Genomic DNA, 25,362 nt, shown 5'->3' on the forward strand with positions numbered 1-25,362 from the left:
TTTTTGCCGCGCGGGCCGCACAGTCTGGCGATATGCCTTGTCCGTCCACTTGCTAACGGGGACAGGGACAGTCAAGACCCGCATTGGATAGCAAGACCCCCCGATGAGTTGGCCAGACCCCTCCCTAGCGCGCGAATGCGAAGCGGCGCTCGCCTGGTGGCACATGGCCGGGGTCGACCACGACTTCGCCGATGACGCTACGGCGTGGTTGGGAGAACCCGCCCCCGCCGCACCCGGGCAGGCCGCAGGCGCGGGTCAGGTTACCGGGGCGCGGGCCGCCACGGGCGATCACCGCCCGGTTGCGGACAAGCCGGTCCGCCGCTCCGCAGCCCTGCCGGAAACGCCCCCCGCTCGCGCCGCGACGCGCCGCAACCCACTGGGCGATTCGCCCCCGGGCGACCTTGCCGCCTTCCGTGAGTGGTGGATGGAGGCACCCGAAGCGGGCCTCGCGCGCGGTGCCCTTCGTGTGCCGCCGCGCGGGAATGCCGGCGCGACGCTGATGGTGCTCGTCCCCCAGCCCGAGGAAGGCGACCGCGAGGTGCTGATGAACGGGCCGCAGGGGCGGCTGCTCGCCAACATCCTCGCCGCGATGGGTCTGGACGAGAGCGCGGTCTACATCGCCTCGGCCCTTCCCTCGGTCATGCCGATGGCTGACTTCGCGGCGCTGGCTGCGGGCGGGATGGACATGGTCACCGCCCATCATGTCGCCCTTGTCGCCCCGGCCCGGGTGCTCGCCTTCGGCACGGGCCTCGCGCCGATGCTGGGATTTGTTAACCGTGATGATTCAAGCGGGAATAACCATGGCAATGTTAACCGCCCGGTCATCATGAGCGAAACGCTCGAAGCCCTCATGGAAAGCCCCCGGCTCAAGGCCCGGTTCTGGCGGAGATGGATGGAATGGTCGGCCACACATTGATGCGCAAGGCAGTGCTTCTGGCAGGGCTGGCGCTGGCGACGACGACCGTGGCGTCGCCGTCGGCGGCGCAATCGGGCGATCTCGTGGCGCGCTGGAACGGCGCGGTGCCGGGCGAGCGCGCGCTCTCCGCCGTGCTCGCGCCCGACGAGCGTGAACATTACCGCCAGCTCTTCGCCGCGATCGACACCGAGCAATGGGGCCTCGTCGAGAGCCTGCTGGCCCAGCGACCCGCCGGCGTGCTGACTCAGGTCGCCCGCGCCGAATACTACACCCACGCCAAGAGCCCCAGGATCGCCGCCGAGCAGATCTCCGCATGGTTCGCCGCCGGCGGCACCGATCTGCCCCAGGCCGAACAGCTCGCCCGCATGGGCGCCAAGCGTGGCCTGACCACCCTGCCGCCGATCCCGGGCGAACAGGGCTTCGCGCGCCAGCCCTATGCCCCCAAGCGCATCCTGCCGCGCACCGTGAACGACGGCACCATGCCGCCCGCCACCGCGACCGCGATCCTCGCGGCGATCAAGGCAGACAACCCGGGCGAGGCCCAGCGCCTGCTCGCCGAGGTCGACTGGCAGCTTTCGGGCGATGCCCGCGCCGAATGGCGCCAGCGCGTGGCGTGGAGCCACTATATCGAGAACAACGACAACGCCGCGCTCGAACTGGCGCGGACCGTCGCCGAAGGCACCGGCGCCTGGGTCGCCGAGGGCGCATGGGTCGAGGGGCTTGCCGCATGGCGCATGGGCCACTGCTCGCTCGCGGGCGAGGCCTTCGCGCGGGTCGCCGGGATCGCATCCAACGTCGAACTCGCCGCCGCCGGGCACTACTGGGCCGCGCGCGCGGCGGTGCGCTGCCGCGAGCCGGGGCAGGCGCAGCAGCACCTTTCCGCCGCGGCGCGGATGGACGAGACGCTCTACGGGATGCTCGCCGCCGACCAGCTCGGGATCGAGCTGCCAGCCCATGCCCCCCTTGCGCCGATGAGCCGCGAGGACTGGAACCAGCTTCAGCAGCGCCCCAATGTCCGCGTCGCCGCCGCGCTGATCGAGATCGGCCGGCCTTCGCTTGCCGACGAGGTGCTGCGCCACGAGGCGAAGATCGGTCCGGCCTACCAGTATGGCGCCCTCGCCCGCCTCGCGCGCGAACTCGGCCTGCCCTCGACCCAGCTGTTCATGGCGCACAACGCGCCCTACGGCACCAGCAGCGACCCCTCGCTGCGCTTTCCGGTGGCCTATTGGCAGCCGGTGGGCGGATGGCAGGTCGATCCGGCGCTGGCCTTCGCCCATGCGCTCCAGGAATCGAACTTCCGCGCCGCCGCCGTCAGCCCCGCAAATGCCCGGGGCCTGATGCAGATCATGCCGGCGGCTGCGAAGGATCATTCCGGGCGCCTCAACCTCGGGATGAGTTATGCGGACCTCAACGATCCGCAGGTCAATCTCGCCTATGGGCAGCGCCACCTCGAGATGCTGCGCGACCATCCCGCCACGGGCGGCGCGCTGCCCAAGATCATGGCGGCCTACAACGCGGGCCTCGTGCCGGTCGGGCGCTGGAATGGCGAGATCAACGATCAGGGCGATCCGCTGCTGTGGATGGAATCGATCCCCTATTGGGAAACCCGCGGCTATGTCGCGATCGTGATGCGCAATTACTGGATGTACGAGCGCGCCGCCGGTGTTCCCTCGCAGAGCCGCCGCGCGCTCGCGCAAGGGCGCTGGCCGGAATTCCCGCGGGCTGCTACGACCCGTTCGGCACGGTTGGAGCCGTAGCGGGGAGCGGGCAAAGTGGCGATTGACGAAACGCGCGAATTCAAACCGATACACATCGCTGTTCTCACCGTTTCCGACACCCGCACGCCCGAGACCGACACCTCGGGCGACATTCTCGCCGCACGGGTGACAGGCGCCGGACATCATCTCGCAGCGCGCATGATCGTGAAGGACGACGCCGCGCTGCTCGCCACCCAGTTCGAGGCATGGATCGAGGATCCCTCCGTCGATGCCGTGGTCTCGACCGGCGGCACCGGTCTCACCGGCCGCGACGTGACCCCGGAGGCGCTCGCCCGGATCGAGGGCGCGCGCGAGATCCCCGGCTTCGGCGAGCTGTTCCGCTGGCTGAGCTTCAAGTCCATCGGCACCAGCACTGTGCAATCGCGCGCGATGGCCGTGGTGGCACGGGGGACCTACATCTTCGCCCTCCCCGGCTCGAACGGGGCGGTGAAGGACGGCTGGGACGGGATCCTCGCCGAACAACTCGACAGCCGCAACCGGCCCTGCAACTTCGTCGAGCTGATGCCGCGGCTGCGGGAAGTCTGAACCGGGGTCGTCGCGCTCTCGTCGCAATGTCATCGTCAGGTCGTAGCGCGGCACTTGCCGGTCAGCGCGGTGGACATGGGGCTTGGCAGACGGACATTTGTTCCGTAAATGTTCCACGTGAAACATTCGCCGATCAAGGGGCGCGGTGCGCAATCGGGGCAGATCCCCACCCGCTTCGGCCTGGCCGAGCGCGAGGTCGATGGCGACTGGCGCGATCATGTCGAAGCGCTGGACGGCCCGCCGGTGAAACTGCGCACCACCGTGACCGAGGAGCGCCCGAAGTCGATCCTCACCTTCAACCAGTCCCCCGACGTGCCCTTCGACCGCTCGATCAACGCTTATCGCGGCTGCGAGCACGGCTGCGTCTACTGCTTCGCGCGGCCGACCCATGCCTATCACGATCTGTCACCCGGCCTCGACTTCGAGACGAAGCTTTTCGCCAAGCCGGAAGCGGCCGCTCTGCTCCGCAAGACACTGGCGAAGAGGGGTTATTCCCCGAGACCCATCGCCATGGGGACCAATACCGACCCCTATCAGCCGATCGAGCGAGACTGGCGGATCACGCGCCAGATTCTCGAAGTGTGCCTCGAAGCCCGCCATCCGGTGACGATCACCACCAAGTCCGACCGGGTGATGGACGATGCCGACCTGCTGGCGGAGCTGGCGCGCGAAAAACTGGTGGCGGTGTCGATCTCGGTGACGAGCCTCGATCCGGTGCTGTCGGCAAAGCTCGAACCGCGCTGTGCCGCGCCTGCCAAGCGGCTGGCGGCGCTAGGGAAACTCGCCGAGCTGGGCGTCCCGGTGCATTGTTCGATCTCGCCGATCATCCCGGCGATCACCGACACGTTTCTTGAAAGCATCATCGCCCGCCTCGGCGAGATCGGGGTGCGCAGCGCCAACTGGATCCCATTGCGCCTGCCCCACGAAGTCGCCCCGCTGTTCCGCGAATGGCTCGCCGTCCACTACCCGGAGCGCGCGGGCAAGGTGATGAGCATCGTCAGACAGATGCGCGGCGGGCGGGACAATGATCCGAATTTCCACAGCCGCTTCAACCCGCAAGGCGTATGGGCCGACCTGATCCGCGCGCGCTTTGCCGTCGCCTGCCGCAAGGCCGGGATCGGCAAGGCGCGGTTCGTGCTTGATTGCTCGCGGTTCCAGCCTCCTCAAGCCGGCGGGCAACTGCGGTTATTGTAACTTGATGACAAGCGGTTAGGCTGTCGTCCCGACCAGCACACACCGGATCGAGGAACGACCCATGCCACCAATCCGGCGCGCCCTTCTGCTCGCTGCCCCGGCGATCCTCGTGCTCGGGGGATGTTCTTCGGGGCTGCCCGATCCCGATCACGCGGATGTGGCCTATGCGACCCTGTCGCCGGCGCAGACCCTCGATCTCTATCTGCCCGATGGCACCGGCCCCTTCCCGCTGGTGATCAACATCCACGGCGGCGGTTTCAGGATGGGCGACAAGGACATGCTGGATGCGCCCATTGCCGAGGCGCTGCTGGCTAGGGGCATCGCGGTCGCCTCGATCGACTACCGCCTGTCGGACGAAGCCAAGTTCCCCGCAGCGATAGAGGATGCCAAGGCTGCGGTGCGGTATCTGCGGGCGAACGCTGGCCGCTATCGTCTTGATCCCGAACGTTTCCTCGTCTTCGGTCAGTCGGCTGGCGGCAACCTTGCCTCGCTCGTCGGGACAACCGGAAATGCAGCGGTGTTCGACAATCACGCACTTGGCAATCCGGGCGTCTCGAGCAAGGTCAATGCCGTGATCGACTGGTTCGGCCCGACCGAATTCCTGCAGATGGACCCGCAGGCGCGCGAGCAGGGCTGCCCGCCCGAACACGGAGCGGCGGATTCACCGGAGTCCGCCTATCTGGGTGCACCGATCGCCTCCGTGCCCGAAAAGGTCAGGGCGGCCAGCCCGATGACCTATATCGACCGCGAGGATCCCCCCTTCCTACTCCAGAAGGGCAGCGAGGACTGCCTTGTGCCGGTGGGCCAGTCGAAGCTTCTGAAACAGGCGCTCGCCACGGCGGGCGTGCCTGTGGAGCTCGATCTGCTGGAGGGGGCAGGCCACGGCGACATGGGCGTGTCGACGCCGATATTCCTCAGCCAGTCCAATGTGGAGCGGGTGGTCGCCTTCGCCGAAAGGCACCTCAAGCAGGCGCCGTGAGGCGGTCTAGCCGAACCCTTCGCCGACCTCGCCCGGAGCGAAGCGCACCAACCGGCTGTCCATCAGCGCAGCGGTGCGGTTGACGACGGCCTTCTGGTAATCCGGGTCCTTGATCATCGCGAAGAAGGCGCCCGCATTGGGGTATTGCGCGATGAAGGCGTCGTGCCAGCGTTCGCCCTCGGGGCCGGTCACGACCGTCTCGAACCGCCCGCGCCACAGGATCTGCCCGCCGAGCCGCCGGAAGATCGGGCCGCTGGTGATGCCGTATTCCTCATAGGCCCGCCGCCCGCTCCAGCCCTTGCCGGCGTGCTCGTGGCCCTCGGGATATTCGGCGAGATCGCGATAGAGCAGCAGGTTGAGCATGTTGATCGGCGTGTCGCGCGGCAGGTCCTTGAAGGCCTGGAAGTTGACGGGCGACGGGTCGATATAGGTTTCGCAGGTCACGGGTTCTGGTCCTCCCTGAGGTCGCGTTGCATATAGACGGTATCGAGCAAACGCCCGAATTTGCTCCCGACATTGCGCATCCGCCCGGCGTGGACGAAGCCGCAGCGGGCGTGGAGCGCGACCGAGGCCGGCTCGCCGCCGCCGATGACGGCGATCATCTGCTGGAACCCGCTCGCCCGTGCCGCCTCGATCAGCGCGGGGAGCAGCACGCTGCCGATCCCTCCCCCCCGCGCCTCGTGGGCGACGTAGATGCTGTCCTCGCAGGTGTGGGCATAGGCGGCGCGATCGCGGAAGCGGGCGGCATAGGCATAGGCGACGATCCCGCCCTCCCGCTCGGCGGCGAGGAAGGGGAAGCCGCGCGCGGCGAAGTCCGCGATCTTCGCCGCCCAAGCGCCGGTGTCCGGCGCCTCGGTATCGAAGGTCGCGGTGCCGTTCGCCACGTGCCATGCGTAGATCGCGGCGATGGCCTGCGCGTCACCGTCACGCGCAGGCCGGATCGACACGTCAGGCAAGCGTGTAGTCCGCAAAGCGGTCGCGCAGGTCCTTCTTGCTGATCTTGCCCGTGGCGGTGTGGGGAATGTCGTCGACGAATTCGACGGCATCGGGCAGCCACCACTTCGCGATCTGGGGCCTCAGGTGCTCGATAATATCCTCGGACGTCACCTCGGCACCCGCCTTCTTGACCACGAACAGCACCGGGCGCTCGTCCCACTTGGGGTGATAGATGCCGATGCAGGCGGCTTCGGCCACGGCGGGGTGCCCGCAGGCGGCGTTTTCCAGCTCGACCGAACTGATCCACTCTCCGCCCGACTTGATCACGTCCTTGGTGCGGTCGGTGAGTTGCAGCGTGCCGTCGGGGTGGAGGATGCCGACATCGCCGGTGTCGAACCAGCCGTCATTGCCGACCGCGTCCTGCTCCGCCTTGAAATAGCGCCTGATGATCCACGGCCCCCGGATCTGGAGCGCACCGGAGGTCTTGCCGTCGCGCGGCAGCTCGGTGGTCATGTCGTCGAGCGCCACGGTGCGCAGCTGCACGCCGAAGATCGGGCGGCCCTGCATGGCGGTCTTCTCGACCTTCTCCTCGAGCGTGAGCTGGTCCCAGTCCCAGGTCGGCCCGCCAACGGTGCCGATGGGCGAGGTCTCGGTCATGCCCCATGCGTGCTGGACGCGGGTGCCGTTCTTCAGCAGCCGCTCGATCATGAAGCGCGGCGCGGCCGAGCCGCCGATGGTCGCGGCCTTCAATGGCGGCAGGTCGAGCCCGTTCGCGTCGCAATACTGGAAGTGTGCCAGCCACACGGTCGGCACGCCCGCCGAATCCGTCACGCCCTCGCGGATCATCAGGTCGTGCAGCACCGCCGGATCGTTGACCGCCGAGAACACGAACTTGATCCCCGCCATCGCGCCCGCATAGGGCAGACCCCAGCTCGCCGCGTGGAACATGGGCACGACCGGGAGCATCACCGAAGCGCTCGAGAAGTTGAAGGCCGCGGATTGCAGCCCGGCGAGCGCATGGAGCACGGTCGAGCGGTGCTCGTATTGCACGCCCTTGGGATTGCCGGTGGTGCCCGAGGTGTAGCAGATCATGCAGGGGTCGGTTTCGCCCCCGGTCACCCACTCGAAATCGCCGTCCTCGGCCGCGATCCAGTCCTCGAAGGCCGGGGCATGGGCGCCGCTATCGTAGCAGATGTAGTGCTCGACCGTCGGCCAGCGGCTCTTCATGCGGTCGACGATCGGCTGGAAGGCCGCGTCGTAGCACAGCACGCGGTCCTCGGCGTGGTTGACGATATATTCGAGCTGGTCGTCGAACAGGCGCGGGTTCACCGTGTGGAGCACCCCGCCCATCCCTGCCACGCCATACCAGCTGACGAGATGGCGCGAATGGTTCATCGCGAGGCTCGCGACCTTGTCGCCCGGCTTGAGGCCAAGTCGCTGCAAGGCCTGCGCCATCTTCAGCGCATCGCGGCGGATGCCTGCCCAGTCGGTGCGCGTCTCGCTGCCGTCGGCCCAGCGGCTGACGATCTCGCGCCCGCCCGCCTCGCGCGCGGCGTGATCGATCACTGCGGTGACCCGCATCGTCCAGTCCTGCATTGCCCCGAGCTTGCCTGCGGCCATGTTTCTCTCTCCTGCGATTGCGTGTGTTTCCGCCGCAGTCGTGCCGGGCGGTTCGGCCCGTTCATGCCTCTGGCGAAAACGATTGGCAATCGCTTCGCCCAACGGCGGGCACGTTTCGCCGCGAGCCGTTGAACTATTTGCACCTTCCGAGGCTTGGGCCTCCGGTCAACGGACCGGACCTTCGGTCGGTCCGGCGACGCCACGGCTCGCTGAACCAGCGGGCGAACACGAATGCAGGGAAAACAAGAAATGAGAAAAGCAGCATTTCTGCTCGTCAGCGCCGCGACGATCCTCGCAGTGCCTGCCCAGGCGCGCGACGGCCGGGTCTATGCCGGCATCAACGGCGGGATCGTCTTCGAGGACCAGGTGGAGATCGAGAGCGAACCCTTCCGCAGCGACACGCCCGGCAACCGCGCGCTTGCCAATACCGGCACGGGCTGGGAAGTGGACGGCGTCCTCGGCTACGATTTCGGCTGGTTCCGGATCGAGGGGGAAGCGGCCTTCAAGAACCAGGACCACGACACGCTCATCATCACCAGCAACAACAGCCTTCCCGGCCTTGTGCCGGGCCGCCGTTTCGGTCCGGACAGCACCCAGAAGACCTATAGCGGGATGGTCAACGCCCTGCTCGACTTCGGCAACGAGGATGGCCTGCAGTTCTTCGTTGGCGGCGGTGCGGGGATCGCCCATGTCGATTTCCAGCTGAGCACGCCGGAAACGGGCCTGCTTGCCGACGACAGCGACACGACCTTTGCCTATCAGGGCCTCGCCGGGGTGCGCTACGCGCTCAGCGACACTGTCGATCTGGGCGTGAAGTACCGTTATTTCAGGGCCGACAACGTCAATGTCGACGGCTTCGGCGGCAATCCTCTCGAGATCGCGCTGGAATCGCATTCGGTGCTCGGGAGCCTGATCTTCAATTTCGGCGGGCGCACCGAGCCGGAGCCCGCCGCGGCGCCGCCCCCGCCGCCGCCTCCCCCGCCCCCTCCGCCGCCACCGCCTCCTCCGCCGCCGCCGCCGCCGCAGGCGCAGTGCAACACCGGCCCCTACATCATCTTCTTCGACTTCGACCGGTCGGACATCGGCGCCGAGGCCGCCAGCGTCCTCAACAGTGCCGTCACCGCCTATGCCAATTGCGGCAATGCACGGGTGATGCTCGCCGGGCACACCGACAAGGCGGGCAGCGCGCAGTACAACATGGCGCTCGCCGGGCGCCGCAACGAGGCGGTGCGCAACTACCTGACCGGGCGCGGCGTTCCGGCAGGGCAGATCAGCGGCGAGGCCTTCGGCGAGAGCCAGCCGCGTGTGCCGACCGCCGATGGCGTGCGCGAGGCGCAGAACCGCCGGGTCGAAGTGACCTACGGTCCCGGCGCGGGGATGTAAGAGGGGGCCGCGAGCCCCGCCTTCCCGGACAGGCTCCGGCACCATCCGCCGCCGATCCCCACCTAGGTTGGGGTCGGCGCGGGCCGGGCCTGTCACACGCGCGAAACAGGATGTGGCTAGCTGCATCCCGTACCCAGAAAAGAGGGACAAGACCCATGAAAAGAACAGCAATTTTGCTCTGCGGCGCTGCCGCAGTCGTTGCCGTGCCAGCACAGGCACGCGAAGGCCAGCCCTATATCGGCATCAACGGCGGCGTCAGCCTCGAGGATCAGGTGACGCTCGACATCGACAACGACCGCGCCGACGGCCGCCTGGAAAATGCCGCCATTGCCGACACCAAGCTCGGGATCGATGCCGATATCGTGGTCGGCTACGATTTCGGCGCCTTCCGGCTCGAAGCCGAGGGTGGCTACAAGCGCAACGGCTATGACCGCCTGACCGTGGTGAATTCCGCCATCCTCCCCGGCGGCCTCACGGTTGCGCCGGGCACCGTCGTCCAGAACGAGGAAGACCTCGAGATCTGGAGCGGCATGATCAACGGCCTCGTGGAGTTCGGCAGCGATGACGGCTTCCAGGTCTTCGGCGGCGGCGGGGTCGGCATCGCCCGGCTCAATCTCCCCGTCGAGGTCGCGGGCGTGGGGACCGTGATCGATGATGGCACCACCGACTTCGCGTGGCAGCTGCTCGCCGGTGCGCGGGTCGCACTGTCGCGCAGCGTCGATCTCGGGGTGAAGTACCGCTACTTCGTGATCGACAACTTCGAGATCGAGGCCGCCAACGGCCGCGATCTGCGCGCGGACTATTCGTCACACTCGATCCTCGCGAGCCTGACCTACAACTTCGGCGGACAGGCGGAGCCCGCACCGGTTGCGGCACCCCCGCCGCCGCCCCCGCCGCCCCCGCCGCCCCCGCCGCCGCCTCCCCCGCCGCCGCCCCCGCCTCCGCCGCCGCAGGCGCAGTGCAACACCGGGCCCTATATCGTGTTCTTCGACTTCGATCGTTCGGACATCAGCCCCGAAGCGGCGAGCATCCTCAACAATGCCGTCACCGCCTATGCCAATTGCGGCACGGCGCGGGTGATGCTGGCGGGCCACACCGACAAGGCGGGCAGCGCCCAGTACAACATGGCGCTGGCCGGTCGCCGCAATGAAGCAGTGCGCGGCTACATGGTCTCGCGCGGGGTTCCGGCGGGCCAGATCAGCGGCGAAGCCTTCGGCGAAAGCCAGCCGCGCGTGCCGACCGCCGATGGCGTGCGCGAGGCGCAGAACCGCCGCGTCGAAGTGACCTACGGCCCGGGTTCGGGGATGTAAGGCTCCCCGCCCGACGCAATGAAAAGGAGGGGCCGGAGCAATCCGGCCCCTTTTTCCGTGGGCCTCAGGCAACCAGCCTGAGATTGCCGCGCTTCTTGAGGGGCACCAGCGCGACCCGCGAGATGCCCTCGACCGCCGCGAGCCGCTCGGCGAGTTCGCCGGTCAGCACGAAGCTGCGGCCCAGCCGCATCTCGGCCTGCCCGCCATCGGCCAGCGCCAGCCGCACCACCACCTCGCCCGCTCCGGTGGGCCGCTCGCCGCGCGCCGCCGAAAGCTCGATCTCGAGTTCACGCAGGGCCTCTGCATGGGCGATGTCGGCGGTCAGTTCCATTGCCGTCGACCCGCTGACCGCCGCCAGCGGCCGCGCGCCGCGCACGGTGAGGCGCGGCGGTTCGTCGGGATTGGGCGAATCCAGCTCGACCGTCAGCAGCAGGCACTCGCCCGCCTGGGCCCAGCGCTCGAAATCGGGCACCAGTGCCTCCTCGAAGCAGGCGGCGGAGAACTGCCCCGATGCGTCCGAGAAATCCGCCCGCACGAAGGTGCCGCCCTTGCGGGTGCGCGCCTTGGTGATGCCTTCGACCAGCACCGCCATCACCGCCGAGCCGCGCCCGCCAACCGGCGCGCCCGCCTCCATCAGGCTCTGATAGGTGCGCGCGCCGTTGGCCGAGGCGACATCGCGGTATTGCGCCACCGGATGGGCGGAGAAGTAGAAGCCGAAATTCTCGCGCTCCCTGGCCATGCGGTCGGTGCGCGACCACGGATCGCAGGGCTGGAGGCGCAGGTCCTCGGCAGGTCCGGCATCCCCGCCGAACAGGCCCGCCTGCCCGCTGCTGCGTTCACGGATCGCGGCATCCGCCACCGCCATCAGGTGCTCGGCATTGGCAAACAGCAGCGCGCGGTCGGGCTCGAGCGCATCGAGGGCGCCGGCGCAGATCAGCCCTTCGAGCTGGCGGCGGTTCATGGTGCCCTGCGGCAGCCGCTCGAACAGGTCCTTGAGGCTGGCGAAGGGCCCGTTCGCCTCGCGCTCGGCGACGATCGCCTCCATCGCCTTCTCGCCGACATTGCGGATGCCGGCGAGCGCATAGCGCACGGCATAGCCGGTGTCTGTCTGCTCGACGGTGAATTCGGCCTCGGAGGCGTTGATGCAGGGTGCCAGCACCTCGACCCCGCCGTGCCCGTTCGGATAGCGGCGCGCATCGTCGACGAAGACGTTGAGCTTCTCCGACTGGTGCATGTCGAAGCACATCGACGCGGCGTAGAACTCTTCCGGATAATGCGCCTTCATCCACGCGGTCTGGTAGGCAAGCAGCGCATAGGCCGCCGCGTGCGACTTGTTGAAGCCGTAGCCAGCGAACTTGTCGATCAAGTCGAACAGCTCGTTGGCGCGCTTGGGTTCGATGTCGGAGACCGCCTTGCAGCCTTCGACGAAACGCCCGCGCTGGGCGTCCATCTCGGCCTGCACCTTCTTGCCCATCGCGCGGCGCAGCAGGTCCGCGTCCCCAAGCGAGTAACCGGCGAGCACCTGCGCGGCCTGCATCACCTGTTCCTGGTAGACGAAGATCCCGTAGGTCTCGGCAAGGATGCCTTCCAGCTTGGGGTGCGGATATTCGATCGGCACCTGCCCCGCCTTGCGCTGGCCGAACAACGGGATGTTGTCCATCGGGCCGGGGCGGTAGAGCGAGACGAGCGCGATGATGTCCCCGAAATTGGTCGGCTTCACCGCCTTGAGCGTCCGGCGCATGCCTTCCGATTCCAACTGGAACACCCCCACGGTGTTGCCCGCCTGCATGAGGTGATAGACCTGCGCATCATCGAGCGGCAGCGCGCCGAGGTCGATGGCGATCCCGCGCTTCTCCAGCAGATCGACGGCCTTCCTCAGCACCGACAGGGTCTTGAGGCCGAGGAAGTCGAATTTCACGAGGCCAGAGCTTTCGACATATTTCATGTCGAACTGCGTCACCGGCATGTCCGAGCGCGGGTCGCGGTAGAGCGGCACGAGCTTCGCGAGCGGCCGGTCGCCGATCACCACGCCCGCGGCATGGGTGGAGGAATTGCGGGGCAGGCCCTCCAATTGCATTGCGAGGTCGACGAGGCGCTTCACTTCCTTGTCGTTGTCGTATTCGCGCTTGAAATCCGCCGCGCCGTTCAATGAGCGCGGCAGGGTCCAGGGGTCGGTCGGATGGTTGGGCACCATCTTGCACAGCCGGTCGACCTGCCCGTAGCTCATCTGCAGGATACGCCCGCAGTCGCGCAGCACGGCGCGGGCCTTCAGCTTTCCGAAGGTGATGATCTGCGCGACGTGATCGCCGCCATACTTGCGCTGGACGTAGCGGATCACCTCGCCGCGGCGGGTTTCGCAGAAGTCGATGTCGAAGTCGGGCATCGAGACGCGTTCCGGGTTGAGGAAGCGCTCGAACAGCAGGCCCAGTTTGATCGGATCGAGATCGGTGATGGTCAGCGCCCAGGCGACCGCCGAGCCCGCGCCGGACCCGCGCCCGGGCCCCACCGGAATGCCCTGTTCCTTGGCCCACTTGATGAAGTCGGCAACGATCAGGAAGTAGCCGGGAAAACCCATCTTCACGATCACGTCGATCTCGAATTCGAGGCGACGCTTGTAGGTGAGAACCTCGTCCCACACCCCGTTCATCCTGAGCGCGTCGAAAGACTGTTCCTGCTCTTCCATCGCTTCGGCCGAAGGCAAGAGCAGGGCTTCGACAAGCTCAGCCCGAACGGTGTCAGGGTAGTAAGCGGCCAGCCGTTCGACGAGACCCTTGCGCGAATCCTCCGCCAGCATCCGCGCCTCGCCGGCAAGGTCGCCCGCGAGGCTCGGCAGGATCGGCTTGCGATAGGGCGGCGCGAAGGCGCAGCGCTGGGCGATGACGAGGGTGTTGGCGGTCGCCTCGGTGAGATCCGCGAATGCCTCCTCCATCATGCTCGCGGATTTGACGAAAGCCTGAGGGTTGGAGCGCGGACGGTCCTCCGCCTCGATCTGGGTCGAATGGGCGATGCACAGCATGGCGTCATGCGCCTTGTGCATGTGCGGTTCGGCGAAGTTCGCGGGGTTGGTGGCGACCAGCGGCAGATCGCGGGCATAGGCGAGATCGACCAGCGCATCCTCGGCCCGCTCGCAGACCGGATCGCCCGTGCGCGCCAGTTCGATGTAGAGGCGCCCGGGGAACAGCGCCTCCAGCCGCTCGGCCAGACGCTCGGCGGCCTCCTGCTGCCCCTCGGCGAGTAGCCGCGTCAGTCCCCCCTCGCCCGCGCCGGTGAGCGCGATCAAGCCATCGGTGCGGCCCTCCAGATCGGCGAGGGTAACGTGCGGATCGCGCTCCAGCGGACGATCGAGATGCGCTGCCGAGACGAGATGGCACAGGTTGTCGTAGCCCGCATCGTCCTGTGCGAAGAGCGGCAGGTAGTCGACCACCCCGCGGGTCTCGTCCCGCGCGACGCCCAGCAAGGCGCCGATGATCGGCTGCACGCCCTCACCCTTGCACGCCGCAGCGAAGGCCATGATGCCGTAGAGCCCGTTGCGGTCGCAGATCGCGATCGCCGGAAAGCCGCGCTCCTTGGCCAGCTTGGCGATTTCCTTCGGGTCGATCGCCCCTTCGAGCATCGAATAGGACGACATCACGCGCAGGGGAACGAAGGGGGCAAAGGGCATGGGCGCGAATATGCGCACATGGCCCGTCAGCGCCAAGAGGCGCTTCCACAGGAAAGTCGGCTAGAGCAGCGCCTCGATGTCTCTGGCGATCGCCGCGGGCGTGTCGGTCGGGCCGTAACGCTTCACCACCTTGCCGTCGCGGCCGATCAGAAACTTGGTGAAGTTCCACTTGATCGAGGTCGAGCCCATCAGCCCCTTCTTCTCCGACTTCATCCAATCGTAGAGCGGCGAGGCATTGGCGCCGTTGACGTCGATCTTGGCCATCAGCGGGAAGGTGACGCCAAAATTGACCTTGCAGAACTCGGCGATCTCGTCGGCATTGCCCGGCTCCTGCGCGCCGAACTGGTTGCAGGGGAAGCCGAGCACCTCGAAGCCGCGGTCCTTGTAGGTCTGGTAGAGCTTCTCCAGCCCGTCATATTGCGGGGTGAAGCCGCACTTGCTGGCGGTATTGACCACCAGCAGCACTGTGCCGAGCTTGTCCGCGAGATCGAGCGTCTCGCCCCGGTTGGTGGTGACGGTGAAATCGGCAATCGTGGTCATGCAGCCCCCGCTGGTTGGATCAACCGGGGTCTTGTGCGGGAAAATCGGGGCGGCTGGCAAGCGCCATCGCTTCCTCGGCGCTGTAGGTGCGGTCGCCGGCCTTCTCGATGACATAGCCGGCACGGTCCTCCTCGGCGAGCAGGGAGATGCGGCGGATCATCTCGGCGAAGGTCCCGCGCAGCAGCGGTACGCCTCCGCCGTCGAGCCTGTCGCTCTGGTCGGCGGACACGATCCGCGCGCGGTCGTCCCAGGCGTGTTCGCCCGAAGGATTGGTTTCGCTGCCGAAAGTGCTGGGGTGGTCTGACATTCCTGTGGTCTCCTCTCGCGCCATCCTGCGTTGTGAGGGACCTCGGCGACCTATCCTAGATCAGCACGCCGTCCTTCAGCCGCACCACGCGATCCATCCGCGCCGCGAGGCGTTCGTTGTGCGTGGCGACCAGCGCGGCGCTGCCCTCGCCCCGCACAAGCTCGAGGAACTGGGCGAGCACCGCATCCGAGGTATGCTCGTCGAGATTGCCGGTAGGCTCGTCGGCCAGCACCAGGGTCGGCCGGTTGGCGAGCGCGCGCGCGACCGCGACGCGCTGCTGCTCCCCGCCCGAGAGCTGGCTCGGACGGTGGGTCAGGCGGGCGCCAAGGCCGAGGCTCGACAGCAGGCTGTCCGCCCGCGCCTCCGCCTCCGAGCGGGGCGTGCCGAGGATCATCTGCGGCATCACCACGTTCTCGCGCGCGTCGAAATCGGGCAGGAGATGGTGGAACTGGTAGACAAAGCCGAGATGCTCGCGCCGAAGCTGCGTGCGCGCATCCCCGGCGAGGTGCTCGGCCTGCTGGCCGGCAATGGTGATCGAACCCTCGAACCCGCCCTCGAGCAGCCCGATCGCCTGAAGCATGGTCGACTTGCCCGAACCCGAAGGCCCTAGCAGCGCGACGATCTCGCCCGGCATGATCGCCAGATCGACCCCGCGCAGCACGTCGATGCGTTGTCCGCCCTGTTCGAAGGAACGTCTCAGGCCCTGAAGGCTGACGATCGGCCCACTATTCATAACGCAGCACCTGCACGGGATCGGTATTGGCCGCCTTGAAGGCCGGGTAGAGCGTGGCGAGGAAGCTCATCGTCAGCGCCAGCATCACGATCCCGAACACCTCCCACGGATCGGTGCGCGAGGGCAGCGTGGAGAGGAAGCGCACCTGGGGATCCCAGATCTCCTGTCCGGTGGCGAAGGCGATGAAATCGACGATCGGTTCGCGGAAGAACAGCACCACCGCGCCGAGCAGAAGGCCCGCCATCGTCCCGATCGCGCCCACCGTGGTGCCGGTGGTGACGAAGATCTTGAGCAGGGACCGCCGCGTCGCGCCCATCGTGCGCATGATCGCGATGTCGCGGGTCTTGGCGCGCACCAGCATGACGAGGCTCGAGAGGATGTTGAAGGCAGCGACCAGCACCATGAAGCTGAGCGCGAAGAACATCGCCACGCGCTCGACCTGCAAGGCCTCGAACAGCGCCGAGTTCATCGTCTTCCAGTCGGCGATCACCGCGCGGCCCGTCAGCCGCTCGGCGACGGGGGCGAGGATCTCGCCGACGCGGTCGGGATCGGTCACGGTGACCTCGATCTGCGCCACCGAATCTCCCATCAGCAGAAGCTGCTGCGCATCGGCGAGCGGGAGCATCACGAACTTCTCGTCGAAGGTGAAGATGCCGACCTCGAAGATCGCGCCGACCTCGTAGGGCACCTGGCGGATTGTGGTGCCGAAGGGGGTGGAGCGGCCCGCGGGATTGATGATCGTGATCGTGTCGCCGACACGGATGCCGAGGTTCTGCGCCAGCCGGCTGCCGATCGCGACCTTGCCCGATCCCCTGCCGAGCGTGCGGATGTCGCCGAGCAGCACCTTCTCGCCCAGCCCGGCGATGTCCTTGTCGGACTGGCCGCGCAGGAAGATCGCCTCGACGTTGCCGTTGAAGCTCACCAGCAGCGGCTTTTCGATTATCGGCGAGGCTTCGACGACGCCTTCGGTCTTCTCGAGATTGGCGAGCACGCTCTGCCAGTTCTCCAGCCGGCCGCCATAGGCCTGCACCACGGCATGGCCGTTGAGGCCCGTGATCTTGTCGAGCAGCTCCCCGCGAAAGCCGTTCATCACGCTCATCACCACCACCAGCAGCGCGACGGAGAGCGCCACCACGCCCACCGAGATGCCGGCGACAAGCGCGATGAAGGCCTCCCCCTTGCCGGGCCAGAGGTAACGCTTGGCGATCATCCATTCGAAGGGGGAGAGCATGGGTGCTAGGAGGTGCCCGTTGTTGGCTGAATGCCGCCTGTAGTGCGGCAATGCCGCCCCCGCAATAGCGCCGCCCGCGACCGCCTGTCACACTTCGGTCGGCAAAAAGGCGGGCACGCGAGACCTGCTTGCCCTTGTAATTGATCCGTCACATCGCCATTGGGGCGGTGCACCGCAGGGGCCAACTTTCCGGGAATAGTCTGGTGATGCCGACGACACCGCTCAATGTGACCCACCCCTTCCTCGATGCCGATGGCGACAAGCTGCGGGAGGAATGCGGAATCTTCGGCGCGATCCGCGCCAACGACGCCGCCGCCACCACCGCGCTCGGGCTCCACGCGCTTCAGCACCGCGGGCAGGAAGCGGCAGGAATCGTAAGCTTCGACGGGCAGGAATTCTACGCCAGCCGCGGCCTCGGCCATGTCGCCGAGAACTTCTCCTCCTCCGAGGCGATCGCCGCCTTGCCCGGCCACATGGCGGCCGGCCACGTGCGCTATTCGACCACCGGTGGCTCGGGCCTCAGGAACGTCCAGCCGCTCTATGCCGATCTCGCCAGCGGCGGCTTCGCCGTGGCGCACAACGGCAACATCTCGAACGCGATGGCGTTGCGGGCGGACCTCGTCAGCAAGGGCTCGATCTTCCAGTCGACCTCCGACACCGAGGTGATCATCCACCTCGTCGCAACCTCGCGCTATCCCACCATCGCCGACCGGCTGGTGGACGCGCTGCGGCTGGTCGAGGGCGCCTATGCGCTCATCGTCATGACGCCCGAGGGCATGATCGCCTGCCGCGACCCGCTCGGCATCCGGCCGCTGGTGATGGGCCGGATGGGCCCCGAGAACGGCGGTGCGATCCTGTTCGCCTCTGAAACCGTCGCCTTCGACGTCGTCGGTGCCGAGTTGATCCGCGAAGTCGAGCCGGGCGAGCTGGTGCTGGTCGACTTCGCCGGCGAGGTCCGCTCGGTCCGCCCCTTCGGCAGCCCGGCCCCGCGGCCCTGCATCTTCGAACACGTCTATTTCAGCCGCCCCGATAGCGTCTTCGCCGGCCGCTCGGTCTACGAGGCGCGCAAGGCCATCGGCACACAGCTCGCCATCGAGGCGCCGTGCGAGGCCGATCTCGTCGTGCCCGTGCCCGACAGCGGCGTGCCCGCGGCGATCGGCTTTGCCCAGCAATCCGGCCTGCCGTTCGAGCTCGGCATCATCCGCTCGCACTATGTCGGGCGCACCTTCATCCAGCCGGGCGACGGCGCGCGCCATTCCAGCGTCAAGCGCAAGCACAACGCCAACCGCGCGCTCGTCGAGGGCAAGCGGATCGTGCTGATCGACGATTCGATCGTGCGCGGCACCACCAGCCTCAAGATCGTGGAAATGATGCGCGAGGCGGGCGCCAAGGAAGTGCACTTCCGCGTCGCCAGCCCCCCCACGGCCCATTCCTGCTTCTACGGGGTCGACACGCCCGAACGCTCCAAGCTTCTCGCCGCGCGCATGGACCTCGAGCCGATGCGGGAGTTCATCAAGGCCGACAGCCTCGCCTTCATCTCGATCGACGGGCTCTACCGCGCGGTCGGCAAGGAGAAACGCGACAAGGCCTGCCCGCAGTTCTGCGACGCCTGCTTCACGGGCGAATATCCGACCTCGCTCACCGACCTCGCGCTAGCCGAGGCAAAGAGCGCCCAGCTTCCTTTCGCTGACCCCAAGGCCGCCTGACACGCCATGACCGATACCACCGCCAAGCCGCTTTCCGGCCAGACCGCGCTCGTCACCGGTGCCAGCCGCGGCATCGGTGCCGCCACCGCCAAGGCGCTCGCCGCGGCGGGCGCGCACGTCATTCTCGTGGCGCGCAAGGTCAAGGCGCTGGAGGCGGTGGAGGACGAGATCCACGGACTTGGCGGCACCTCGACCATCGCGCCGATCGACCTGACCGAGCCCGACGCCGTCACCCGCCTCGCGGGCGCGATCGCGGGGCGCTGGCAGACGCTCGACATCATGGTGCTTGCCGCGGCCTACCTGCCCGAACTGACCCCGGCCTCGCAGATGGAGCCCAAGCAGTTCAACCAGGCGCTGCTCACGAATGTCGTGGCGACCCAGGCACTGATCGCCGGGTTCGACCCGCTGCTTCGCCGTGCGGCGGCGGGGCGGATCATCGGCCTCACCAGCTCGGTCGGCGCCAACCCGCGGCCCTATTGGGGTGCCTACAGCGCGACCAAAGCCGCCTTCGAGAACCTGCTGGCGACCTACGCCGCCGAGGTCGAGCGCCTCTCGCCCTTGCGCGTCGCGATCATCGATCCCGGCGCGACCCGCACCGAGATGCGCGCGCGCGCCTATCCGGGCGAGGATCCCGAGACGGTCAAGGCACCCGAGGTTGTGGCCGACCGGATCGTGGCGCTCCTCGCGCAAGGCTACGACGGGCTGCACCGCGAACGCATCGGCTGACCGGCGCAAGGCAAGGTTGCCGGGCCGTTTACCTTCTTCGCAAACCTGCCCTTAAGGCTCGCGGGCGCAAACCTGCGGGCGGACCAATCCGCCCCCGTGAGACCGCAGGCTTCGATTTCAAGGTAGACAGCGATGCCGCTGAATTCTGATCCCTATCGCGCCGCCGCGCAGGAAGACCGTTGCAGCCCGCGCACGCGGCTGACGATCCCCGCGACGCTGCGCGCCTCGGGGGGCCGCGCCTTCCAGAGCGTGGTCCACGACCTGTCGATCTCGGGCTTCTCGGCCGCCTCGATCAACCGCATGCACGAAGGCCAGATGTGCTGGCTGACCCTGCCCGGCCTCGAATCGCTCCAGGCCGAGGTGGTGTGGTGGGACAACTGCATCGTGGGATGCGCCTTCTCGGAGCTGCTGAGCCCGATCGTGCACGACAACATCCTGCAGCGTTACAGCAATGTCGGGGTGTACCGGCAGGTGATCTGAGGCGAGGCAGGCGCGCCGCGAGGTCTATTTGACCTCGGCGGCGACCTTGCGGCTCAGATCGAGGAACTGGCCCCGCATCGGGCCGCCGCTCGCCTGTGCCCAGTTGCCGACATAGGCGAAGACCACCTTCTTGTCGGGGAAGATCGTGATCCCCTGCCCGAAGATCCCCTGCGCACCATAGGTGCCCTGCGGGTAGGTCCACCACTGGTAGCCATAGCCGAAGCCGCTGTCGCCGAAATCGACCGCGCTGTCCGTCGCCTCGGCGAACCAGCCCTCGGGCACCGCGCCCTTGCCGCCCTCGAGCGCAAACTGGCCCATGCGGGCATAGTCCGCCAGCGTGATGGACAGACAGCACCCGCCGATGTTCCCGCCGCGCGGATCGACCATCCAGAACAGGTCGCCGGCAAAGCCCGCCGGATCGACGATCTTGGCCTTGGCATATTCGGCGAGCGGCTTGCCCACCGCATTCTCTACCAGCAGGCCGATGAGATTGGTCTCGCCAGTCTTGTAGACCCACTTCGCCCCCGGCTCCGCCTCGCGCGGCAGAGCCTTCATCTGGGCGACGATCGCCTCGGGTCCATACTCGACCACGAAGCGGTTCATCTGGGCCACGTCGGACTTGGGATCGGTGTAGTCCTCGTTCCACTTCACCCCGCTCGTCATGGTGGCGAGCTGCTTCACCGTCACGCCTTCATAGGCCGACCCGGCAAGGCCCGGGATATACTTCGTCACCGGATCATCGAGGCTGGCGATGTGCCCGTCCTTCACCGCCGCGCCGAGCAGGGTCGAGGTGAAGCTCTTGGCGACCGAGAAGCTGGTCCAGCGGTCCTTTGGCCCCAGCCCGAGACCATATTCCTCGTGCACCACCTTGCCATCGACCAGCACCATCACCCCGGCGGTGCCGGTGGATTTCATCAGCGCGGCGATCTCGGCCTGCAATCCGGCCGAGAGCGCCTTGCCCTTGGGAAGCGCGCGCGGGGTGGCGGCGGCGGGAACCTCGTGGCCGGCGAACCACTGCTCCATCGCCCGGAACCGTTCGACCCGCTGGGCATCGGTCCAGAACAGCACCTGGAGTTCGGCCTGATCGCGCGCAGGAGGCTGGGTCAGCCGTGCGGCGGGTTTTTCGGGATATTGCGGCGGCACTGCCAGCGCCGGCGCCTGCCGCTCCGCTTGCGCGTGGAGCGGCATGATGCCCCCAAGCGCCAGCGCCCATGCCGCACCCGCCAGGATGCCGTGTTTCAACCCCATGATGTCACCCTCTCGTCTTGTGTCGTTGCGGGTGCATAGGCCTGCGAAGACCGCCGGAGCAAGCCTTGGCTATGCCGATTTGATCGTCCTGAGCGCCGCCAGCGCCCGCTCGCGCGCGGCCTTGTGGGGGACGATCTTGCGCGGATAGCCTGCGGGCCTGCGGCCGAACTCCTCGGGATCGTGGACGTAGGGTTCGTCGATGCCTTTCAGTTCGGGCACCCAGGTGCGGATGTAGCGCGCCGCGTCGAACTTCTCCGACTGCGAGAGCGGGGCCATGATCCGGCTGAACATGTTGCTGTCCACCCCCGTACCCGCCGTCCACTGCCAGTTGGTGGCGTTGGAGGCGTAGTCGGCATCGCAAAGGCAGTCCCAGAACCACTTTTCCCCTTCGCGCCAGTCGATCAGCAGGTGCTTGATGAGGAAGCTCGCGGTGATCATCCGCACGCGGTTGTGCATCCACCCGGTCTGCCACAGCTGGCGCATCCCGGCATCGACGATCGGGTAGCCGGTGCGGCCCTGCTGCCATGCCTTGAGATCGCGCGCAGCGGCTTCGTCGGTGGCCGGATCGCGCCACGGGAAGCGGTCGAAATCCTCGCGGTAGTTCTTCGTGGCATAGGCGGGGAATTGCAGCACCGCATTGGCGGAATAGTCGCGCCAGATCAGCTCGCCCTCGAAGGTGCGCCAGCCGACAGATGAGCGGTCCTTGAAGCGGTGCCAGATCTGGATCGGCGAGATCTCGCCGAAATGCAGATGCGGCGAGAGGTGCGAGACCTTGTCGAGGCTCGGCAGGTTCCGCTTGTCGTCGTAGTCGTCGACATCGGCTTCCCATGCTTCGAGGCGCCGGTGCGCCGCCGCCTCGCCGACCTCCCAGAAAGCGCGCATTCCGCCGGCCCAGTCGGGCTTGGTGGGGAGCAGGTTCCACGCGGCGAGATCGTCCGAGGCGGGGCAGCTGGCGGGGGCTTCCAGCTTTTCGGGCGCGGGGAGTTCGGGGCGCGGCGGGAATTCGGCCCGCACGGCGCGGCTGAAGGGGGTGTAGATCTTGTACTGCCCGCCGGTGCCGGTTGTGATGGAGCCGGGGGGCATAAGGTAATTGCCGTGGTGGAGTTGCAGGTCGAGGCTCTTGGCAAGCTTGCGCTCGGCATTGAGCCACCAGGGTTCATAATGGCAATTGGCGTGGATGGTGCGCGCGCCGGTTTCGACCGCCAGCCTGGTCAGCTCAGCCACCGCTTCCCCCCGCCGCAGGATCAGCCTGTTGCCCCTTGCCTCAAGGGACTTTGCCAGGCTCGACAGGGAATGATGCAGCCACCATCGCGAGGCGCCGCCATAGGCGTGGTGCCTGGGGCTTTCGTCGTCGAGGACAAAGACCGCGATGACGGGGCCAGCCTTGGCGGCGTGGTAGAGCGCGGGGTTATCGGCAAGGCGCAGGTCGCGGCGCAGCCAGATGATTTGGGTTTGGAGCATAAGAAGCTGAATTACTCTCGTCATTGCGAGGAGCCGGAGGCGACGAAGCAATCCATGACCTCACGGTTCCGCCTTGGATTGCCGCGGCGACTTTGTCGCCTCGCAATGACGAATTAGGGGCTGGGAAGTTCCTCGCATTTCACATCCGGCAGCGCGACCGAGAACCGGTCCCGCGCGCGCGGATCGTAGAAGCGGGCGTCGTAGAGGATCACCGAGCCGTCCGGCGCACGGGTCGCAAAGGGCGCGCGCGACCAAAACAGGAAGGCGTCGAGCTGGGAATTTGTGCGGCGGAGGGCGGTGAAGTCGGGCCACGCGCAAGGCGCCTCACCTTGCGCGACTTCGCCGCGAAGGCCTTCAGTGGGTGTCCAGCGACCAAAGCGATAGACCGGCCCGACGCTGGGAGGCTCCCCGCCAGCGAGCGCCGTGCGGATCGTCTCCCTCTCCCAGAACGCGAGCGGAACGGGGCTCGCAATCACGGGGGCGTTATGGTGACCATCCGAGAACTGGCGGCCTACCTGATCGCGCGCTGCGTGGGAGATCGCCCCATTCACCCCGACATAGGCCAGCATCGCCGCTACGCCGAGCTGTCCCGCGCGCGCCCAATTACCACCCGCCTTCTCCCGCCGCCGCGACCACCACACGCTGCCGATCAGCAGCGCCCACAGCCACGGGTCGATGATGAACAGGGTGTCGCCGTAGAACCATTGCGAGGAAAACGGCTCCAGCAGCCGGATGCCGTAGACGTTGAGCCAGTCGAAGAAGGGGTGGCTCAGACAGCCGATGAAGGCCATCGCGTAAAGCCACCCGAAGCGCACCGGCAGCCGCGCCTCGGGCCGCGCCCCGCGTTTCGTTTGCCAGCGGTCCCAGCCCCACAGCAGCCCCGCCAGCATCAGGGGCAGCAGCACCAGCGCGGGCGGGCCGTGGGTGATGCCGCGGCGGAAGGCGAGGTGCTCGGTGCCCTCGAGCCAGAAGAAGCACGCTGCGTCCACATCCGGCAGGTTCGCGCCGATGACCAGCGCAGGCATGGCGAGCCCCGTGGTGCGCTTCAGCCCCGCCTGCCCCAGCACCGCGCCGACAAGGCTATGTGTCAGATTGTCCATGACTTCGCTGGCTAGCGCGGCGCCTGCAATCTAGCGAGTGGAAATCGGCCCCGCCCTCGCCTATCGCATCGCCCCAAGACCAAGGGAGAGAACCACGATGACCGACGCGCCCTACATCCGCCCCGACATGAAGGCCTTCCTCGACATGATGGCGCAGGTGAACGGGCCCAAGCTCGCCGACATGACCCTCGAGGAGGCGCGTGCGTCATACGTGGCGATGCACAACCTCGCCGACCGCCCGGCGCGCGACCTCGCCGTGATCCGCGACCTCGCCTGCCCCGGCCCGGCGGGGGAAATCCCGCTGAGGCTCTACGACGCGCGCGGGACCCGCGAAGGGCCGACGCCGGTGATCGTCTTCTACCATGGCGGCGGCTTCGTGATCGGCGATCTCGACACGCACCATGCCCTGTGCACCGAGATCGCCGCGCTGATGGATCTGCCGCTGGTCGCGGTGCACTATGCCCGCGCGCCCGAGGCGCCCTTCCCAGCCGCGATCCTCGATTGCGAGGCGGCGACGCGCTGGGTGGCCTCCAGCCCCGCCGAGCTCGGGCTGACCGCCAGCGGCATCGTCACCATCGGCGACAGTGCCGGGGGCAATGCCACGGTGGTCGTCAGCCAGATGCTGGGTGCCGAACCCGCCGCCGTGCCGGTGATCCTGCAAGTCCCGATCTTCCCGCTGGTCGAGGACGCCATCGGCTCGGCGAGCATGGCGGTCTTCTCGGAAGGCTTCCTGCTCACCGCCGACACGATGGGCTTCTTCGATGCGGCCTATGGCGCCGACCGCGCCGACCCGCGCGGGTTCCCGATCCTTGCCGATCACAGCAACGCCCCGCCCACCATCGTCGTCACCGCCAGCCTCGATCCGATCCGCGATTCGGGCCGCGCCTATGCCCGCGCGCTGGTCGATGCCGGGCGCGACGTGGTGTTCATCGAGATGCGCGGAGTCACCCACTCCTTCACCAACCTCAGGCAGATGGTGCCGAGCACCCAGAAGGACCTCGAACGCGTGATCGCCGCGATGCGCTTCATGCTGGAGAACCCCGCATGATCGATCCCGAAACTCTCCCCTACCGCCCCTGCGCGGGCTTCATGCTGGTGAATGCCGAGGGCCTCGTCTTCGTCGGCCAGCGCATCGACCCCACCGCGCACGGCTACTGGCAGATGCCGCAGGGTGGGATCGACAAGGGCGAGGACATCCGCGCCGCCGCGCTGCGCGAGCTCGAGGAGGAGACCGGGATCGGCGCGCATCTGGTCGAAGTCATCGCCCCCGCCTCGCGCCCGATCGCCTACGACCTTCCGCCCGAGCTGCTGGGCAAGGTGTGGAAGGGGAAATATCGGGGGCAGGCGCAGCACTGGTTCCTCGGGCGCTTCCTCGGCGAGGACGCCGACGTGAACCTCGAGGCGCACCATCCGCCCGAATTCAATGCATGGCGCTGGATCGATCCGGGCCTGCTGCCCGAGGTGATCGTGCCCTTCAAGCGGGCGGTCTACGAGGCGGTGCTGGCGGAGTTCAGGGACCTGATCTGAG

The 25,362-nt window shown here is 67.5% G+C and carries 23 protein-coding genes; 12 read left to right on the forward strand and 11 right to left on the reverse strand.

Annotation, left to right across the window (positions count from 1 at the left end; all coding sequences use genetic code 11):
• The first annotated feature begins 103 nt into the window (after positions 1-103).
• The 5 genes from CBR61_RS11320 to CBR61_RS11340 all read left to right on the forward strand — a co-directional run bounded on the left by CBR61_RS11320 (position 104) and on the right by CBR61_RS11340 (position 5,392).
• Positions 104-916 carry a hypothetical protein gene (locus tag CBR61_RS11320; protein ID WP_157696570.1) on the forward strand — a complete coding sequence of 271 codons (813 nt, stop codon included), beginning with the start codon at positions 104-106 and terminating at the stop codon, positions 914-916.
• Positions 898-2,673 (forward strand): lytic transglycosylase domain-containing protein, encoded by a 1,776-nt coding sequence (locus CBR61_RS11325; protein WP_233996712.1) that lies wholly within the window; start codon positions 898-900, stop codon positions 2,671-2,673. The genes CBR61_RS11320 and CBR61_RS11325 overlap by 19 nt, the downstream gene beginning before the upstream one ends.
• A gap of 15 nt (positions 2,674-2,688) precedes the next feature.
• Positions 2,689-3,219 (forward strand): molybdenum cofactor biosynthesis protein B, encoded by a 531-nt coding sequence (gene moaB / locus CBR61_RS11330; RefSeq protein WP_088914458.1) that lies wholly within the window; start codon positions 2,689-2,691, stop codon positions 3,217-3,219.
• Positions 3,220-3,327: 108 nt separating this feature from the next.
• Positions 3,328-4,413 carry a PA0069 family radical SAM protein gene (locus tag CBR61_RS11335; protein WP_088914459.1) on the forward strand — a complete coding sequence of 362 codons (1,086 nt, stop codon included), beginning with the start codon at positions 3,328-3,330 and terminating at the stop codon, positions 4,411-4,413.
• Between the two features lie 61 nt (positions 4,414-4,474).
• Positions 4,475-5,392, forward strand: coding sequence for an alpha/beta hydrolase (locus tag CBR61_RS11340; RefSeq protein ID WP_088914460.1), 918 nt, complete (start codon positions 4,475-4,477; stop codon positions 5,390-5,392).
• A gap of 6 nt (positions 5,393-5,398) precedes the next feature.
• Here CBR61_RS11340 and CBR61_RS11345 read toward each other — a convergent pair whose 3' ends face one another.
• Genes CBR61_RS11345 through CBR61_RS11355 form a run of 3 tightly spaced genes read right to left on the reverse strand, consistent with a single transcriptional unit; the run spans position 5,399 to position 7,948 of the window.
• Positions 5,399-5,836 carry a DUF1330 domain-containing protein gene (locus tag CBR61_RS11345; protein WP_088914461.1) on the reverse strand — a complete coding sequence of 146 codons (438 nt, stop codon included), beginning with the start codon at positions 5,834-5,836 and terminating at the stop codon, positions 5,399-5,401.
• Positions 5,833-6,348 carry a GNAT family N-acetyltransferase gene (locus CBR61_RS11350; RefSeq protein ID WP_233996713.1) on the reverse strand — a complete coding sequence of 172 codons (516 nt, stop codon included), beginning with the start codon at positions 6,346-6,348 and terminating at the stop codon, positions 5,833-5,835. Before CBR61_RS11350 ends, CBR61_RS11345 begins: the two co-directional genes overlap by 4 nt.
• Entirely contained in the window at positions 6,341-7,948 is a 1,608-nt protein-coding gene (locus CBR61_RS11355) for a long-chain fatty acid--CoA ligase (protein ID WP_088914463.1), read from the reverse strand. Before CBR61_RS11355 ends, CBR61_RS11350 begins: the two co-directional genes overlap by 8 nt.
• A 249-nt stretch (positions 7,949-8,197) precedes the next feature.
• Between CBR61_RS11355 and CBR61_RS11360 the strand changes: the two genes are divergently transcribed.
• Both CBR61_RS11360 and CBR61_RS11365 read left to right on the forward strand, forming a co-directional pair.
• A complete protein-coding gene (locus tag CBR61_RS11360; RefSeq protein WP_088914464.1) occupies positions 8,198-9,331 on the forward strand; it encodes an OmpA family protein in 1,134 nt (377 codons plus the stop codon).
• A gap of 155 nt (positions 9,332-9,486) precedes the next feature.
• Entirely contained in the window at positions 9,487-10,641 is a 1,155-nt protein-coding gene (locus CBR61_RS11365) for an OmpA family protein (protein ID WP_088914465.1), read from the forward strand.
• A 64-nt stretch (positions 10,642-10,705) separates the two neighbouring features.
• On the opposite strand, the gene dnaE is transcribed toward CBR61_RS11365, so the two are convergent.
• From dnaE to CBR61_RS11390, 5 genes are read right to left on the reverse strand one after another with little or no spacing between them, the layout of a single operon-like run.
• Positions 10,706-14,302 carry a DNA polymerase III subunit alpha gene (gene dnaE / locus CBR61_RS11370; protein ID WP_088915591.1) on the reverse strand — a complete coding sequence of 1,199 codons (3,597 nt, stop codon included), beginning with the start codon at positions 14,300-14,302 and terminating at the stop codon, positions 10,706-10,708.
• 60 nt (positions 14,303-14,362) lie between these two features.
• The gene (locus CBR61_RS11375; RefSeq protein WP_088914466.1) at positions 14,363-14,842 is read right to left on the reverse strand and encodes a glutathione peroxidase; all 480 of its coding nucleotides are present in this window, start codon (positions 14,840-14,842) and stop codon (positions 14,363-14,365) included.
• Positions 14,843-14,861: 19 nt separating this feature from the next.
• Positions 14,862-15,149, reverse strand: coding sequence for a hypothetical protein (locus tag CBR61_RS11380; RefSeq protein WP_088914467.1), 288 nt, complete (start codon positions 15,147-15,149; stop codon positions 14,862-14,864).
• 55 nt (positions 15,150-15,204) lie between these two features.
• On the reverse strand, positions 15,205-15,882 hold the full coding sequence (locus CBR61_RS11385; protein WP_088914468.1) for an ABC transporter ATP-binding protein: 678 nt from the start codon (positions 15,880-15,882) through the stop codon (positions 15,205-15,207).
• Positions 15,875-17,113 carry a lipoprotein-releasing ABC transporter permease subunit gene (locus tag CBR61_RS11390; RefSeq protein ID WP_088914469.1) on the reverse strand — a complete coding sequence of 413 codons (1,239 nt, stop codon included), beginning with the start codon at positions 17,111-17,113 and terminating at the stop codon, positions 15,875-15,877. The genes CBR61_RS11385 and CBR61_RS11390 overlap by 8 nt, the downstream gene beginning before the upstream one ends.
• A gap of 206 nt (positions 17,114-17,319) precedes the next feature.
• On the opposite strand from CBR61_RS11390, the gene purF reads away from it, so the two are divergent.
• From purF to CBR61_RS11405, 3 genes are all read left to right on the forward strand, one after another.
• On the forward strand, positions 17,320-18,819 hold the full coding sequence (gene purF / locus CBR61_RS11395; RefSeq protein WP_088914470.1) for an amidophosphoribosyltransferase: 1,500 nt from the start codon (positions 17,320-17,322) through the stop codon (positions 18,817-18,819).
• Between the two features lie 6 nt (positions 18,820-18,825).
• The gene (locus tag CBR61_RS11400) at positions 18,826-19,545 is read left to right on the forward strand and encodes an SDR family NAD(P)-dependent oxidoreductase (RefSeq protein WP_088914471.1); all 720 of its coding nucleotides are present in this window, start codon (positions 18,826-18,828) and stop codon (positions 19,543-19,545) included.
• 132 nt (positions 19,546-19,677) lie between these two features.
• Complete coding sequence (locus tag CBR61_RS11405) at positions 19,678-20,025, forward strand: PilZ domain-containing protein (RefSeq protein ID WP_088914472.1); 348 nt, start codon at positions 19,678-19,680, stop codon at positions 20,023-20,025.
• 24 nt (positions 20,026-20,049) lie between these two features.
• Here CBR61_RS11405 and CBR61_RS11410 read toward each other — a convergent pair whose 3' ends face one another.
• The 3 genes from CBR61_RS11410 to CBR61_RS11420 form a co-directional block, all read right to left on the reverse strand.
• Positions 20,050-21,273, reverse strand: a complete 1,224-nt coding sequence (locus tag CBR61_RS11410) for a serine hydrolase domain-containing protein (RefSeq protein ID WP_088914473.1) — start codon at positions 21,271-21,273, stop codon at positions 20,050-20,052.
• Positions 21,274-21,342: 69 nt separating this feature from the next.
• A complete protein-coding gene (locus CBR61_RS11415; protein WP_088914474.1) occupies positions 21,343-22,734 on the reverse strand; it encodes a cryptochrome/photolyase family protein in 1,392 nt (463 codons plus the stop codon).
• A 113-nt stretch (positions 22,735-22,847) separates the two neighbouring features.
• Complete coding sequence (locus tag CBR61_RS11420; protein ID WP_088914475.1) at positions 22,848-23,834, reverse strand: metal-dependent hydrolase; 987 nt, start codon at positions 23,832-23,834, stop codon at positions 22,848-22,850.
• 97 nt (positions 23,835-23,931) lie between these two features.
• Between CBR61_RS11420 and CBR61_RS11425 the strand changes: the two genes are divergently transcribed.
• On the forward strand, positions 23,932-24,882 hold the full coding sequence (locus tag CBR61_RS11425) for an alpha/beta hydrolase (RefSeq protein WP_088914476.1): 951 nt from the start codon (positions 23,932-23,934) through the stop codon (positions 24,880-24,882).
• Positions 24,879-25,361, forward strand: coding sequence for an RNA pyrophosphohydrolase (locus CBR61_RS11430; protein ID WP_088914477.1), 483 nt, complete (start codon positions 24,879-24,881; stop codon positions 25,359-25,361). Before CBR61_RS11425 ends, CBR61_RS11430 begins: the two co-directional genes overlap by 4 nt.
• Position 25,362 lies beyond the last annotated feature (1 nt).

The sequence above is a fragment of the Porphyrobacter sp. CACIAM 03H1 genome, assembly GCF_002215495.1.
In the GTDB taxonomy this organism is placed as follows: Bacteria; Pseudomonadota; Alphaproteobacteria; order Sphingomonadales; family Sphingomonadaceae; genus Erythrobacter.